General features: G+C 36.5%; 9 protein-coding genes. All 9 read left to right on the top strand.

Features of this window, described 5'->3' with window-relative positions:
- The first annotated feature begins 53 nt into the window (after positions 1 to 53).
- The 9 genes from ALGA_RS13950 (at position 54) to ALGA_RS13910 (ending at position 16625) form a co-directional block, all read left to right on the top strand.
- On the top strand, positions 54 to 2486 hold the full coding sequence (locus tag ALGA_RS13950) for a GH36-type glycosyl hydrolase domain-containing protein (protein ID WP_096430009.1): 2433 nt from the start codon (positions 54 to 56) through the stop codon (positions 2484 to 2486).
- Between the two features lie 12 nt (positions 2487 to 2498).
- Positions 2499 to 4232, top strand: a complete 1734-nt coding sequence (locus ALGA_RS13945; protein WP_096430007.1) for a glycoside hydrolase family 9 protein — start codon at positions 2499 to 2501, stop codon at positions 4230 to 4232.
- Between the two features lie 361 nt (positions 4233 to 4593).
- Complete coding sequence (locus ALGA_RS13940) at positions 4594 to 7659, top strand: SusC/RagA family TonB-linked outer membrane protein (protein WP_162845445.1); 3066 nt, start codon at positions 4594 to 4596, stop codon at positions 7657 to 7659.
- Positions 7660 to 7676: 17 nt separating this feature from the next.
- Entirely contained in the window at positions 7677 to 9209 is a 1533-nt protein-coding gene (locus tag ALGA_RS13935; RefSeq protein ID WP_096430003.1) for a RagB/SusD family nutrient uptake outer membrane protein, read from the top strand.
- A gap of 91 nt (positions 9210 to 9300) precedes the next feature.
- Entirely contained in the window at positions 9301 to 10761 is a 1461-nt protein-coding gene (locus tag ALGA_RS13930) for a glycoside hydrolase family 30 protein (protein WP_096430001.1), read from the top strand.
- 45 nt (positions 10762 to 10806) lie between these two features.
- On the top strand, positions 10807 to 12984 hold the full coding sequence (locus ALGA_RS13925; protein WP_096429999.1) for a beta-glucosidase: 2178 nt from the start codon (positions 10807 to 10809) through the stop codon (positions 12982 to 12984).
- Positions 12985 to 13014: 30 nt separating this feature from the next.
- A complete protein-coding gene (gene bglX, locus ALGA_RS13920) occupies positions 13015 to 15288 on the top strand; it encodes a beta-glucosidase BglX (RefSeq protein WP_197705560.1) in 2274 nt (757 codons plus the stop codon).
- 346 nt (positions 15289 to 15634) lie between these two features.
- Complete coding sequence (gene hpf / locus ALGA_RS13915; protein ID WP_096429997.1) at positions 15635 to 15934, top strand: ribosome hibernation-promoting factor, HPF/YfiA family; 300 nt, start codon at positions 15635 to 15637, stop codon at positions 15932 to 15934.
- A 142-nt stretch (positions 15935 to 16076) separates the two neighbouring features.
- On the top strand, positions 16077 to 16625 hold the full coding sequence (locus tag ALGA_RS13910; RefSeq protein ID WP_096429995.1) for an RNA polymerase sigma-70 factor: 549 nt from the start codon (positions 16077 to 16079) through the stop codon (positions 16623 to 16625).
- Positions 16626 to 16706 lie beyond the last annotated feature (81 nt).

Raw genomic sequence — 16706 nt, 5'->3', positions numbered from 1 at the left:
TTATAACAGGTACTAACAACACCTAAGAGAATAAATAATTTAATATCAGTATTATGAAGTACGGTTTCTTTGATGATGCCAACAAGGAGTATGTTATTACCTCACCAAAAACTCCATTTCCATGGATTAATTACCTTGGGAATAAAGATTTTTTTGGGTTAATATCAAACACAGCGGGAGGATATACTTTTTATAAAGACGCGAAATTTCGAAGATTAACGAGATATCGTTACAATAACGTTCCTGTAGACATGGGCGGACGTTATTACTATATAAAAGACGAGGAGTGCACATGGAACCCAGGCTTTAAGCCAACACAAACAGAACTAGATCAATATGAGTGCCGTCATGGCCTTAGCTATACTCGTTTTTTAAGTAAAAAAAATGGACTTTCTTCAAATTTACTGTGCTTCATCCCACTTGACTACATGGGAGAAGTGCACCTTTTGAAACTTAAAAACGAAACAGATAAAGTGAAAAAAGTAAAACTATTCTCATTTGCAGAATGGTGTTTATGGAATGCTGAAGATGACATGACCAACTTTCAACGCAACCTATCAACAGGCGAAGTTGAAGTAGAAGGATCTGCTCTCTATCACAAAACAGAATACAAGGAACGTAGAAATCATTACGCATTCTTTTCCGTAAATTCTGATATCGATGGTTTTGATACCGATCGCGAGAGCTTTATTGGTATGCACAATGGCTTCGACAAACCTCAGGCAATCGAAAATGGCAAAGCCAGCAACAGCATTGCTCACGGATGGTCACCAGTTGCATCGCATTACATAGAAGTAGAATTGCAGCCAGGCGAAGAGAAAGAATTTGTTTTCATTTTAGGATATGTAGAGAACAAAGACGAAGATAAATGGGAATCTAAAGGAGTCATCAATAAGACGAAAGCCAAAGCCATGATGGCTCAGTTTGATACTACTGAGAAAGTAAATTCTGCTTTCGCAGATTTAGAAACATACTGGTCGAAACTTCTTGACAAATTCAATTTAAAAAGTGAAGAAACCGAGCTAAACAGAATGGTTAGCATCTGGAATCAATACCAATGCATGGTTACCTTTAACATGTCGAGAAGCGCAAGTTTCTTCGAAAGTGGAATTGGTCGAGGCATGGGATTCCGTGATTCAAATCAGGATATTATTGGTTTCGTTCATCAGATACCAGCCGAAGCACGACAACGAATTTTAGATATTGCAGCCACTCAATTCGAAGATGGCGGATGTTATCACCAATACCAACCATTAACAAAAATGGGGAATCATGCCTTAGGTGGTGATTTTAATGATGATCCACTTTGGTTGATCTTATCGGTAACCTGTTACATCAAAGAAACAGGTGATTTCAGTATTCTGGATGAAATGGTTCCTTTCGATAATGATGAGTCGAAGGCACAATCCTTATTCCATCACTTAAAAGTATCGTTCAATCACGTTGTTAACAATTTAGGGCCGCATCAATTGCCTTTAATCGGTCGTGCCGATTGGAATGATTGTTTGAACTTGAACTGCTTCTCAACAAATCCAAACGAATCGTTCCAAACAACAGGGAATAAAAAAGGAAGAACTGCCGAATCGGTGATGATTGCAGGATTATTCGTAGTGTATGGAAAAGAATTCATAAAACTTTGCGATCGAATTGGGAACATCGAAGAAGCTAACAAAGCCACGAAGCACGTTGAGGCAATGACTCAAACAATTAAGGATCATGCCTGGGATGGTGAATGGTTTCTTAGAGCATATGATTACTACGGTAAAAAAGTTGGTTCGGAAGAAAACGAAGAAGCTAAAATTTTCATTGAATCGCAAGGCTGGTGCACCATGGCCGAAATTGGCCGGGAAGAAGGTTTAATGGAAAAGGCTCTTGATAGCGTTAAGGAACGTTTGGATACGTCTTATGGAATTGTCTTAAACGATCCGGCCTTCACCGAATATAAAATTGAATATGGTGAAATCTCCACCTATCCTGCCGGATATAAAGAAAATGGAGGTGTTTTCTGCCACAACAATCCTTGGATAATCATTGGAGAAGCACTTTTAGGTCGAGGTGATCAGGCTTGGGAATATTTCCGTAAAATCTGTCCTGCATATCTCGAAGAAATCAGTGAATTACACAAAGTAGAACCCTACGTATACTGCCAAATGGTAGCCGGAAAAGATGCATTTAAACCAGGCGAAGGAAAAAACAGCTGGCTGACTGGAACTGCATCGTGGAACTTCTACGCCATCTCTCAATACATTTTAGGTATTCAACCAGATTACGATGGCTTACGAATTGATCCTTGTATTCCTAAGGAATGGAAAGAATATACCGTAACCCGTGAATTTAGAAATGCCACTTATGAAATCAATATCCTAAATCCAATGGGTAAAAACAAAGGTGTAAAATCTATGGTGATTGATGGCAAACCAATTGAAGGGAATATTATCCCACTTATCAAATCAGGAACTCAAAAAGTAACAGTTATAATCGGATAACAATACATAGAGATGAAGATCAAGAACTATAAAATTTACGCATACCTGCTTTCTGCTTTGTTTATGGCATTCGCTTGTACCCAAAAATTGGATGAGCCTGTTCCTGCTAACGAACAGCTTATACTTACCAATCAAGTTGGATATGAAAACAGTGCTCCTAAAAAAGCAATGATCCGAACAAGTGCCAATCTGTTTCAAATTAAAAACAGCAAAGGTAAAACCATACTTGAAAAGGCTACTGGTTCGAAACAATATTGTTCAATGTCAGGTGATACGGTTCAAACTATTGACTTTTCAGACTTAACAGATAAGGGCGAATATTATATTGTAGTTAATGACAGCATCATCTCTCATAAAATTATTATAACAGAAAGACCATATAACGAGCTTGCTAAAAGTTCATTGAAGTCTTTCTATCTGAATCGCTCAGGAATGAAAATTGACACTTTGTTTGGAGGAATTTGGGCTCGCCCAGAAGGTCATCCTGATACAATTGTTTATTTTCACTCTTCAGCGGCTGATAAAAATCATCCTGAAAATAGCATTGCATCATCACCAAAAGGTTGGTATGATGCTGGAGATTACAACAAATACATCGTTAACAGTAGTATCTCGACCTACACCTTACTATTTGCTTATAATTCCTTTGCAGATTATTTCAAGGAAGTAAACTTGAACATCCCGGAATCAAATAATGCAATTCCAGATATTCTAGATGAAGCCTTGTATAATTTAAGATGGATGATGACCATGCAGGATTCTTTTGATGGTGGTGTTTACCACAAACTAACCACTAAAAACTTCGAAGGTTTTGTGATGCCACACGAGGCAACAAACAAAAGATATTTGGTGCAAAAGAGCACAGCCGCAACATTAGATTTTGCAGCAACAATGGCTTATGCTTCTCGTCTTTTCAGTGATTTTAATTCAAGCTTACCAGGTTTAGCTGATTCTTGCTTAATTCAATCGGAAAAAGCATGGAAATGGGCTATTAAAAATCCAAACATCTTATACGAACAAGCATCCGATATAAATACAGGAGCTTATGGAGATTCAGACCTTAGCGACGAATGGGATTGGGCATCTGCTGAATTATATCTAACGACTACAAACAAAAAATATCAAAAACGAAGTGACTATGCACACATTACGATAACAACACCAGGCTGGCAAACGGTAAACACTTTAGGTGCAATGTCACTACTAACATCTAATAAAAAAGACGAATACATCGCATTACAAGAACATTTCCTAAGTTATATTGATGACCTAATTTCCGTTGAAAATAATTATCCTTATCGAATTGCCATCAACAAATATGAATGGGGAAGCAACTCTGAATTTGCGAATCAAGGAATGTTGAAATTACTTGCATACAAAATCACGAAGAACTCCAAATACCTGAACTCAGCAAGAGAAAGTTTAGATTATTTGCTTGGCCGAAATGCAACTGCTTATTGCTTTGTGACAGGTTTTGGTTCTTTGAGTCCAATGAATATTCACCATCGACCTTCAGCTGCCGATTCTATTCAAGAACCTGTGCCTGGCTTTTTAGTTGGAGGTCCCAATTTAATTGTCCCTAACGATTGTGGTTCTGATATTATTAGATCCTCATACCCTGCTAAATCCTATGCTGATGAGCAATGTAGTTATTCAACCAATGAAATTGCCATTAACTGGAATGCCCCATTTGTTTATTTAACCTCAGGAATCGACGCTTATGGAAAAAGTACTAAAGAAGAATAAAAAATGTCGGAAAGATTAGTTGGTCCTCTCCTTCCGACAAAAAATTCATTTTACTAATACGCTAATGAATCGGCGCAAATTTATGAAAAAAAAACGGGAATTATTAGAACTCTAATTCACTGATAAACAATAACAAAATAACTATTCACAAAAGACGATACTCTTATTTTCTCTTTGTGAATATCGAAAACGATGTAAATCTGTTTTTCAATAACTACACATAAATTTAAAGTCTAAAAAGCACATATGAAAAAAAACAAAGATTAAAAAAGTTTATACCAAAACCCATTAGGATGTGTTGGTCCTCTCCTTTTGGAAAATAAATTGTAACCATAATACGCTAATGAATCAATTTAATTTTATGAAAAAATCTGAAAATTTTAATGCTCCCACACATAGCCTAAAAACAGGGAAGCAAAACAGCAGTAGATGGCTTTTGAAGTCATCCATGTTACTACTGATGGTATTTTGCAATGTAGCCATCATATTTGGTCAAAATCCAAATGCGGAAATCACAGGTAAAATAACCGATCCCACAGGATTTGGAATACCTGGTGTAAATATCTCTTTAAAAGGAACAACTGTTGGAACAGTTTCCGATATCGATGGAAATTATTCGATTCTTGCCAGTTCCGAAAACGTTATCGTTTATAGTTTTATCGGATACACAACTCAAGAAATTCTAGTTGCTGATCAAACAACAATTAATATTGTTATGCTTGAAGATGCAATAGGCATGGATGAAGTTGTGGTTGTTGGATATGGTGTACAGAAGAAAAGTCTGGTAACAGGTTCTATCTCAAGTATAAAATCTGAAGACATCCAAAATGTTCCTGTATCAAGAGCTGATCAGGCAATTCAAGGAAAAACAGCCGGAGTATCTGTATTGTCTACTTCCGGTTCTCCAGGTGCAGGAACAAAAATTAGAATTCGTGGTGTCAACTCAAATGGTAATTCGAATCCATTGTTTATTGTTGATGGAATGAAAACTGGTGATATTAACAATATCGATCCAGGTGATATTCAATCAATGGAAGTCCTTAAAGATGCTGCTTCTGCCGCTATTTATGGTACTGAAGGTGCTAATGGTGTTATCTTAATCACAACTAAAGGTGGAAAAGCCGGGGAATCAAAAATCTCTTATGATTTTCAATACGGATTCCAATCATCACGAAGCGATCTGGAAGTAATGAACGCTAGCGAATATCAGCAGTGGATGCAAGAATCTGGTGCGGGAACCGTTACTCAAAATGGTACTGATACCGATTGGTTAGATGAAATATTTGAAGTTGCTCCAATGCAAAAACATCATATAAGTTTTTCTGGAGGAAGTGATAAAACAACTTATTCAATCTCTGGATCCTACTATGGTCAAGATGGTATTGTTGGCGGAGACAAAGCAAAATACGAACGTTTTACGGCTCGTGCTAATGTTAAGAGTCAACTTAACGATTGGTTAGAGGTTGGTGATAATTTAAGTTTTTCTCACTCTAAGCAAAAATATATTGGCGAAGATGATGTATATCGTGGTGCTGTTAACTCTGCTCTACTTATGGATCCTTTAACCCCAACCACATATGATGGAACTCCATCAAATGTTCAAAGTTTATTAGATGAAGGACGTACAATCCTTCAAAACGAAGATGGTAAATATTACGGTCTTCCTGAGTATATTACAGGCGAAACAGCTAATCCGTTAGCATTACTTGACACATACAATAATGATATTGTACAGGATAAAATCCTTGGAAATGTTTACGCTACAATTAAACCTATTAAAGGATTAACTTTTACATCTAGAGTTGGTATTGATTTAACTTATCAGATCGATCACTCTTGGGCTCCTACATACTATTTTTCTGCTGAAAGTCAAAATTCTCAAACTTACGTAGATGATAACATCAACAAATGGTACACTTGGTTGTGGGAGAATTTTGCTTCTTACAATACTAAATTTGGAGATCATGACCTTACCCTTTTAGCTGGTTATTCTGCAGAAGAGTATCAAGCTCCTGATTACTCAATGCATTCAGCTCCGCTCATTAAAGAAGGTGACCAATATGCATATCAAGGGTACACTACAAGTGACGAATTTGACAAAACTGGTGGTGGTTATGTAAATCATACAATGACATCTTTCTTTGGTCGATTATCTTACAATTACCTAAACAGATACATGCTGGAAGTTTCACTTAGACGTGATGCAACTGACGTATTTCCTGTAGACAATCAAGCCGCTGTCTTCTCTGCCGTTTCTGCAGGTTGGACTATTTCTGAAGAAGATTTTTTCGATTTTAAAGGTATTGATTATTTGAAACTAAGAGGTAGTTGGGGAGAAAATGGAAGTCGTTCTAACATCCCGGGTAACGAAGGTACAGAATTTTATGTATTTGGACTTCAGTACCCAGGTGCTGATGATGTTTATCAAGCAGGTGCAGAAATTGACAAATTAGTTAATCCTGATCTAAAATGGGAAACAACAGAACAATTAGACCTTGGTTTTGATCTGAGAGCTTTAAATGGAAAAATTTCTTTCTCAATGGATTATTACAACAAAAAGACTAAAGATCTATTGACAACAGGTTCTGGTCCTTTATCAGCAGGAAATGATTTTCCAATACAGAATGTTGGAGATGTAACAAACAAAGGTTTTGACTTTGAATTGGGTTATAACAATAGAGACAACAAATTTAAATACAGTGTTAATTTAAATTTATCAACTCTTGATAATGAAGTAACAAGGCTTGATGTAGATTCTCCAGTAAAAGGTGATAACTTACGTGGATATGATTTAACATGGTTTGAAGAAGGTCTTCCGATTTGGTATTTCAAAGGTTATAAAACAGCTGGTATCGATGATACTACCGGTGAGGTTAATGTTGTTGATGTAAATGAAGATGGCGAAATTACCGATGCTGATCAAACCTATATAGGAGATCCTCATGCAGACTTCTTATACGGTGCAACTTTTAATGCTCAATACAAAGGTTTTGATTTTAACTTGTTCGTGCAAGGTTCTGAAGGAAATGATGTATTTATGGGTTGGTTCCGTTCCGATAGACAATTCTCAAACAAACCGAAATTTATGTTTGAAGATCGTTGGACTCCTACCAACACAAGTGCTAGTCGTCCTGCAGCAAATAATTCAAGCGACTATGTTTACCGTAGCGATTTAATGGTTTCAGATGGTTCATACATAAGAATTAAGCAAATTCAGTTGGGGTATACCTTACCAAAAACATTGGTTCAAAAAGCAGGTATCGATCGCGCTAGAGTATTTGTTTCTTTGGATGACTTTTTCACTTTTACGGATTACGAAGGCTTAGATCCAGAAGCGGGTAGTACTAATAATACGAGACAAGGTGTTGATCGTGGAGTTTATCCAATTGCTGGCAAAGTAATTTTTGGTGTATCTGTTAATTTTTAATTCTAAAATTGTAACAAATGAAATATTCAAAATATTATAAATTCATATTGGGGATAGCAGTGGCTTTTTCTAGTGCTTCGTGTAACGAAGATAGCTTTCTTGATGTTGAACCTAAGGGTAAATTATCAAGTGATACCTATTTAACAACTGAAGCTGAAGTAAAAACTGTTGTTGTAGGAGTCTACAATAACATGCAAGAAAATTATTCAAGTGGTAAATGGGCAAGTGTCTATTTTATCAAAAACCTACCAGCTGATGATTGCTTAGCTGGCTCTACTGAAGGTGATCAGGCTGACTATCAGTACATAGATGACTTTGAGATTCAAACAACTAATGCAAAATTGGAAGGCATCTGGACTAACTTTTACAAAGCAATTAGTTCTGCTAATACAGTTATTAATTTGGTAGAACCAAGTACTGATGGTTATAAGGCGTTAATTGCTGAGGCAAAAGCTTTAAGAGCTTATAATTATCTTGAATTGGTTACCCTTTTTGGAGGAGTTCCATTAATGACTACTAATCCAGCAGATCCTTCAGAATACCATCTTCCAAGATCTGAGGCAGCCGAAGTTTATGCTCAAATAGAGAAAGACTTCTCTGAAGCAATTGTTGATCTTCCATTAAAAAGTGAGTATAGTATTGCTGATAAATATCGTTTTTCAAAAGGAACAGCTCAAGCTTACTATGGAAAAGCTCTTCTTTACCAGAAAAAATATGGGGAAGCAGCAATTCAACTTGCTGCAGTAATTAGCAGTTCTGAGTATGATTTAGAACCAAATTTTGCAGATGTGTGGACACAAGGGACTGAATTTGGGCAAGAGTCCCTTTTCGAAATGTCTTATACTTCACAAGAGTTATACGATTGGGGTAATTTCCCTTGGAGCGGTGGTAATGAAAATAATATCGAAGCTCAGCTTCAAGGTCCTAGAAGTGACATCTTTAACGTTTCAGGTTCTTCTCTAAATATTGTAAACGGATGGGGTTTCAACGCTCCATCAGCTAAAATTGGTCAAGCTTTTATAGATGCCGGAGATACAGAACGTGGTAATGCAACGCTTATGTCAGCTGCTGATTTCATTGCAACTGGCGGTATTATTAATGTAGAAGAAGCTCATGATTACGAAGGATTCTTGCGATTAAAATATGCAACAAAAGCAGTTGAAACTGCTGGTAGTGTTCCTGAATTGAACTACACAATCAACTGGCGTTTAATGCGCTATGCTGATGTATTATTAATGGCAGCTGAAGCTTACCATTTTTCAACCCAAGATGGACTAGCATTAATCGAATTAAATAAAGTTCGAGATCGAGCTAATTTAGCTGACATTCAAGCTTCTGATGATATCTTTCAGGCAATTGTAACTGAAAGACAATTGGAATTGGCATTTGAAGGAAGCAGATATTGGGATTTAGTTCGTTGGAATCTTGCAGTACAAGAATTGGGTAGTTTAGGATACTCAGCAAACAAACATGAGTTGTTTCCTATTCCACAAAATGAGATTATCGCAAATACTACAATTGAGCAAACAGATCAAAACCCTGGATATTAATATAATATTATATCAAATTTGAATCATAAAAAAGGCTACCCTAACTAGGGTAGTCTTTTCGAGATTCATTAATATTTAGAAAAATAAGACTATGAAAAGATTTATCCCACTTATAGCAATTGCCTTTATTGCATGCTCGCAACCAAATAAGAACAAGACAACAAACTCTACTAAAGAGTTTATTGCTGAAGGAAAAACCGCAACTGTAATTACCACGGCCAAGGATACAGATCTTAGATTAAGCCAAACAAATCAAGTTGAGTTTATTAAAACCAAACAAGCTTTGGAAACAGAAAACTCAATTTTTGTAAACCCAAACAACACATTTCAAACACTTATCGGAATAGGTGGGGCTATTACCGATGCATCCGCAAAAGTATTTGCAAAACTTACCAAAGAAAAACAAGAAGAATTCATTACAGCCTATTATGGCAAAGAAGGTATTAACTATACCTTAATCCGCACGTCTATTCACAGCTGTGACTTTAGTAGTGGCAGCTTCACATATATCAAAGAAGGAGATAAAGAATTAAAAACCTTCTCAATTGATCATGACAGACAATACCGCTTACCAATGATAAAGCGGGCAATTAAAAAAGCCGGAGGATCCATGCTGTTTTATGCCAGTCCTTGGAGCCCACCAGCATTCATGAAAGACAATAAAAACATGCTTCAAGGTGGTAAATTGCTTCCTGAATATTACGATGCATGGGCCAGATACTACGCTAAATTCATAAAAGCATACGAGAAGGAAGGCATTCCGGTATGGGGAGTAACAATCCAGAATGAACCCATGGCAATTCAACGCTGGGAATCTTGCATTTACACTGCTGAGGAAGAAAGAGATTTCCTAAAAAACCACTTAGGCCCAATATTAAAACAGGAAGGACTTGGAGATAAAAATATTGTAGTTTGGGATCACAACAGAGACTTAATTACCCATAGAGCCAACACCATTTTTGATGATCCTGATGCTGCTAAATATGCGTGGGGAACTGGTTTTCATTGGTATGAAACCTGGAGAGGTGGCGAGCCAATGTTCGACAACTTACAAAAAATACAAGAGGCCTATCCCGATAAAAAATTACTCTTTACTGAAGGCTGTAATGAAGCTTTTGATCCTGCAAAGTATCAATACTGGCCAAATGCTGAGAGATATGGTCACTCCATGATTAATGATTTTAACAGAGGAACCGTTGGCTGGACAGATTGGAACATCCTTTTGGATGAAACCGGAGGTCCCAACCACGTAGGTAACTTATGCTTCTCTCCCATTCATGCCGATACAAGAACAGACAGTTTAATCTATACTCCATCGTATTACTATCTGGGACATTTCTCAAAATACATTCGCCCGGGAGCTAAACGAGTAAGTACAGTTTCAAGCGTTAGCTTTTTAGAAAGTACATCCTTTATAAATGAAGATGGGAAAATTGCTACTGTCGTTATGAATAGATCTGAACAATCAATAAATTACCAACTTTATGTTGGAGCTAATCAAGCTGTCAGTATTAATATTCCAGCAAGAGCCATTCAAACAATTATTTATTAATCAGCTCAGACAACCATAAAAACTCAAAACCATAACTCTCATTACATGAAGAAATTATTATTTGTGATATTTCTGTTGACACTGGTAAGTACCAATCAACTTTTAGCCCAAAACAATTCGATGGATAATAAAATTGAAGAAATTATAAAGCAGTTAACTCTAAAAGAAAAACTTGATATGTGTCACGCACAATCAAAGTTTAGTTCAAAAGGCGTTGCTCGTTTGGGCATTCCTGAAATTTGGATGTCGGATGGCCCACATGGTGTGCGTGCAGAAATTGCTTGGGATAATTGGGAACATGCCGGTTGGACTAATGATTCTTGTACAGCCTTTCCTGCATTAACCTGTTTGGCGGCAACTTTTAACCCAAAATTGTCCTACAAATACGGCAAAGCAATTGGAGAAGAAGCCCGATATCGCAAGAAAGATATTTTGTTAGGGCCTGGAGTTAACATTTATAGAACTCCCCTTAACGGAAGAAATTTTGAATACATGGGAGAAGATCCTTACTTGGCATCAAAAATGGTTGTTCCGTACATCCATGGAGTGCAAGAAAATGGAGTTGCTGCTTGTGTGAAACATTACGTGCTTAACAATCAGGAACACTGGCGTGATCACATCAATGTTGAATTGAGTGATAGAGCTTTACACGAAATTTACCTACCTGCATTTAAGGCTGCAGTTCAGGAAGGAAAAGTATGGTCAATTATGGGTGCCTACAATCAGGTAAGAGGTCAATATTGCTGTCATAACGATTTCTTGGTGAATAAAATCCTAAAAGGAGATTGGAAATTTGATGGTGTTCTGGTTACCGATTGGGGAGCAACTCACGATACAAAAGAAGCTGCTTTAAATGGATTGGATATCGAAATGGGAACAGGAACTGATGGATTGACCAGCTCATTAAAAAATGCCTACGACAACTATTTTATGGCGAATCCATTGCTTAAAATGATTCAATCGGGCGAAATTGAGGAATCTGTTATTGATGAGAAAGTAGAGCGAATTCTACGTCTGATGTTCAGAACAAATATGGACACTTCCCGTCCTTTAGGAAGCATGAATAGTCAGGAACATTTCGATGTGGCTCGTAAAATCGCGCAGGAAGGTATCGTTTTGCTTAAAAATAAAAATAAATTCTTCCCGATTGATCCTGAAAAAGTACAAACCATAGCAGTAATTGGAGAAAATGCTACTAAAATGATGACTAAAGGTGGCGGATCTTCTGAATTAAAAACTATTCATGAAATTTCTCCATTAGAAGGGATTCAGAAACGATTCAAAAATGCGAAAATTATTCACGCAATGGGATATTCTTCAGGGCCATCAGCCTATGGTAGAGTTATCGATTCAAAATTGAATGCTGATTCTTTAAAAAACGCAGCACTGGAAATAGCCTCAAAAGCAGATATCGTTCTTTTTCTAGGTGGCTTGAATAAAAACCATCACCAAGATTGCGAGGGAGATGACCGTAAACATTTTTCATTGCCATTTGGTCAGGATGATTTGATATCCGAAATAGTGAAAATCAACAAAAATACGGCAGTGATACTGGTAAGCGGAAATGCTGTTGAAATACCATGGGTGGATCAAGTTAAAGGAATTGTGCAAACCTGGTATTTAGGTAGTGAAGCCGGACGTGCCATAGCGGATATTCTTTCGGGAGATGTAAATCCTTCGGGGAAATTACCATTTTCATTTCCTGTGAAATTAGAGGACAATGCGGCTCATTCTTTCGATGAACTCTCCTACCCTGGCGATGGTACCAATCAAGAATATAAAGAAGATATATTAGTGGGTTACCGCTGGCACGATACAAAAAACATCAAGCCATTGTATGCCTTTGGATATGGTTTATCCTATACATCTTTCATGATTTCAAAAGCAGAATCAGATAAAACTTCCTATAAAAAAGATGACATCATAACAGTCTCTTGTGAAATAGAAAACACCGGAAAAGAAAAAGGGGCTGAAGTAATACAAATATATGTAAACGATGTTCAATCATCTGTTTTAAGACCTTTTAAAGAACTAAAAGCATTCAAAAAGGTACTCTTGAATGCTGGTGAAGAAACAACAGTCAGCCTGCAAATACCAGCAAAAGATCTCGCTTTTTTTGATGATTCAATTATGGATTGGAAACTTGAAGAAGGACAATTTAAACTACTGATAGGTGTATCCTCAAAAGAAATAAAAGAAACACTCTTAATTGAAGTGAAATAGATAAAACACAACACATAAATTGATGTAAGAATGATAACAAAAATGAACCTCATAATACTCTCTCTACTCCTGCTTTCGTCATGTAATCAAAAAGAAAATACGACTTCGAAAGAAGATGTCTTTGTTGAAGATCTCCTCTCGAAAATGACTTTGGAGGAAAAAATCGGTCAATTAAATCAGCGTACAAGCAGATGGGAAATGACTGGTCCTGCTCCTAAAAATAATGATTCACAAGACCAGTTGGAGGAAATTAAACAAGGAAAAGTTGGCTCTATGCTAAATGTAACAGGTGCAGATGCAACTCGTGAGGCTCAAAAACTAGCGGTTGAGAACAGCCGTTTAGGCATACCAATGATTTTTGGCTACGATGTTATTCACGGATACAAAACCATGTTCCCAATTCCATTGGGTGATGCCTCATCCTGGGATCCAGAGATCGTGAAATTATCGGCACAAGTAGCCGCCAAAGAAGCTTCGGCTGCCGGATTACAATGGACATTTGCGCCAATGATGGATGTGGGTAGAGATGCCCGATGGGGAAGAGTAATGGAAGGCTGTGGCGAAGATCCTTATTTGGCAAGTGTTTTATCTGTAGCTCGAGTAAAAGGATTCCAAGGTGAAAATTTATCTGAAAACAACACCATTGCCGCTTGTGCCAAACACTTTGCCGGCTATGCTTTTTCAGAATCTGGAAGAGACTATAATACAGTTGACATTGGAACATACACACTACACAATATCGTTTTGCCACCTTTTAAAGCAGTTGCAGAAGCAGGCGTTAGTACATTTATGAACTCATTTAATATCATCAATGGAACTCCCTCTACTGCAAATCCGTATTTACAACGTGAACTATTAAAAGGACAATGGAACTTTGAAGGATTTGTTGTTTCCGACTGGGCTAGTATTGTTGAAATATCCACTCATGGTGCAGCTGAGGATCTAAAAGAAGCAGCTCTACTTGCAATTAAAGCTGGCTCGGATATGGATATGGAATCCAATGCTTATATCAACCATTTAGCTGAACTGGCAGAAGAAGGGAACGTTGATGAGAAATTGATTGATGATGCTGTTCTCCGAATTCTAAAAATCAAATACAAGCTTGGTCTTTTTGAAGATCCTTATAAATATTCAAATAAGGAACGTGAGAAAGAACTGATATATAGTAAGGAAAACAGAGATGCATCCAGAACAGTCGCCAAACGATCAATGGTACTTTTAAAAAATGAGAAGCAATTACTTCCTCTGTCCAAACAAATCAAGTCAATTGCAGTAATTGGACCTTTGGCTGCCGATAAAGATATTCCTTTGGGAAGTTGGAGAGCCAAAGCTGTAAAAAACTCAGCAGTTTCTTTACTGGAAGGTATTCAAGCAACGGTATCTCCAAAAACAATTATTAATTACAGCAAAGGTTGCAACTTAACGCTTGGAGATCGTGGTTTTAGAACGAAACTCAGCTACGAAGAAAATGACAAGTCAGGGTTTTCTGATGCAATAAAAGCTGCGCAGAAATCAGAAGTAGTAATTATGGCAATTGGAGAAGACTGCTGGCAATCTGGCGAGGCAAGAAGTCAAACTGACATTCGCCTTAAAGGTCTACAGTTGGACCTGTTCAATGCAATCAAAAAAGTAAATAAGAACATTATTGTTGTGTTGATGAATGGCAGACCATTAGCAATTCCTGAATTGGCAAAAGATGCTGATGCCATTTTGGAAACCTGGTTTGCAGGATCAGAGGCAGGTAATGCAATAGCCGATGTTCTTTTCGGAGATTACAATCCATCTGGTAAATTAACCATATCGTTCCCACGAAATGTGGGTCAGTGTCCTATATATTACAATCACATGAACACTGGAAGACCTAGTGCCGGAGGTAATGTGTTTTGGTCTCACTATACGGATTCTCCAAACACACCTTTATATCCTTTCGGTTATGGTTTAAGCTACACTGACTTTGAATATGGGGAACTTACATGCAGCAAAACAACTATCACCAAAAATGAATCAATAGAAGTAAATCTTTCTCTCACAAATTCGGGAAAGTACGAAGGAGAAGAAATTATTCAGCTATACATTCAAGATCCGAAAGCCAAATATGCCCGTCCGGTAAAAGAACTAAAACGATTCAAAAAAGTCAATTTACAATCAGGTGAAAGCAAAAATATTTCATTCACATTAAAAGCTAAAGATTTTGGATACTACTCTCCGGAAGGAGAATTCTTAATAGAATCAGGAGAATATTACATTTATGTTGGAGGGAATTCACAGGAAGTCCAACAAATTAGTTTTTCTATTATAGGTTAGTTAGATTAGTTAATTTCAAAAGGCGGAAAACAAAACTGTTTTTCGCCTTTTTTATTAAAAGTTTAACTACACGAGATAAACTAAAACAATAGATTTCTAAAAGTTCAATTTTCAATAAAAATTATACGTCTTATCCTTAAGCCATTGGAAAATAAAAACTGTTAAAGACATTTAAATTCAACCTTCCCATTTCTTTTCCTTAGATTTTTTGCGTATTTTCAATCTAGAAAGATTAATCATTTATGGCTTTGCAAGTCAATAACGCGCGAATAAGAATAACCGGTTTTTATTTATCAGAATATTAACTTATGCAGTAATTTGCATACAAAATATAGGAGGAATTGTGATGAACATGAAGATGCAATCCATAGGGTTTAAGGCAGACAGTAAATTAGAAGCTTTTATTAACCAAAAATTTAAAAAACTGGAAAAACTGGAGAGTACAATTACTGGTTACGATGTAATATTAAATTTAGACAAATCAAGTACAAAAGATAATAAAGTTGTTGAAGTAAAAATTAAAGTTCCTGGAAGTGAGCTTTTTGCAAAAAAGAAAAGTACTTCGTTTGAAGAAGCTGCCGACTTGGTTTCTGAAGCATTGCGAACTCAAATATTAAAATACAAAGAAGTTAAAGCCAACAAATAAAAACAACAACCCTCTGCTAATGCAGAGGGTTTTCTTTTTTCCCTTCCCTAGTCATTCCATCCTTGGATATGCATTAACTAAACAACATTAATCTTTAATTCAAGATTATTTTTCTATTTTTGATTTATAAATCGGAGATATCATGCTTGTACTTTCTAAAACCAAAACGAATATTGATTTTGAAATAACATTCAAAGAGTTTTATTCTCCCCTGTGTAATTTTGCATACTCCTTTATACCTGACCAAGATTTATGTCAAGATCTCGTACAAGATATTTTTCTGAAAATTTGGGACAAATCACCTGATATTACCACTTCCATATCGTCTTATTTATATAGAGCCGTTAAGAACTCCTGCTTAGACCAGATGAAAAAAAGTTACAAACAGTCTATTATTCCAATTGAAGAAATTGAAGATCCCATTGACTCCCCTTACGAATTAAATCGGGAAAAAAATCTGGAGGCACTGAACCAAAAGATTGGAAGAGCAGTTAATTCTCTTCCTCCTAAATGCAAAGAGGTTTTCTTACTTCGTAGAGATTTTCAATTATCATATGATGAAATATCAGATGAATTGGATATTTCGAAAAAGACTATTGAAAGTCACATGAATTCAGCGATTAAGAAATTAAGAACTCAATTAAGTAAATCTGATTTACTGATCTGTTTTTTCTTTCTCGAAAAAAAATAAAAAAAAACCACTTTCCAACTAGGGGTAAAATAATAATCCTCGTCTTACCTGTAGAGTCCAAACAAAACGTTTTATATTTTG

This window comes from Labilibaculum antarcticum (genome assembly GCF_002356295.1).
GTDB lineage: Bacteria > Bacteroidota > Bacteroidia > Bacteroidales > Marinifilaceae > Labilibaculum > Labilibaculum antarcticum.
The sequence above is the reverse complement of the archived record's forward strand: the minus strand, read 5'-3'. Positions and strand labels throughout refer to the sequence as shown.

Excerpts from the sequence above, each read along its gene's own strand:
- hpf (WP_096429997.1), top strand. The coding sequence starts at position 15,635 with ATGAACATGAAGATGCAATCCATAGGGTTTAAGGCAGACAGTAAATTA.
- ALGA_RS13910 (WP_096429995.1), top strand. The coding sequence starts at position 16,077 with ATGCTTGTACTTTCTAAAACCAAAACGAATATTGATTTTGAAATAACA.
- bglX (WP_197705560.1), top strand. The coding sequence starts at position 13,015 with ATGATAACAAAAATGAACCTCATAATACTCTCTCTACTCCTGCTTTCG.
- ALGA_RS13930 (WP_096430001.1), top strand. The coding sequence starts at position 9,301 with ATGAAAAGATTTATCCCACTTATAGCAATTGCCTTTATTGCATGCTCG.
- ALGA_RS13925 (WP_096429999.1), top strand. The coding sequence starts at position 10,807 with ATGAAGAAATTATTATTTGTGATATTTCTGTTGACACTGGTAAGTACC.
- ALGA_RS13940 (WP_162845445.1), top strand. The coding sequence starts at position 4,594 with ATGAAAAAATCTGAAAATTTTAATGCTCCCACACATAGCCTAAAAACA.
- ALGA_RS13950 (WP_096430009.1), top strand. The coding sequence starts at position 54 with ATGAAGTACGGTTTCTTTGATGATGCCAACAAGGAGTATGTTATTACC.
- ALGA_RS13935 (WP_096430003.1), top strand. The coding sequence starts at position 7,677 with ATGAAATATTCAAAATATTATAAATTCATATTGGGGATAGCAGTGGCT.
- ALGA_RS13945 (WP_096430007.1), top strand. The coding sequence starts at position 2,499 with ATGAAGATCAAGAACTATAAAATTTACGCATACCTGCTTTCTGCTTTG.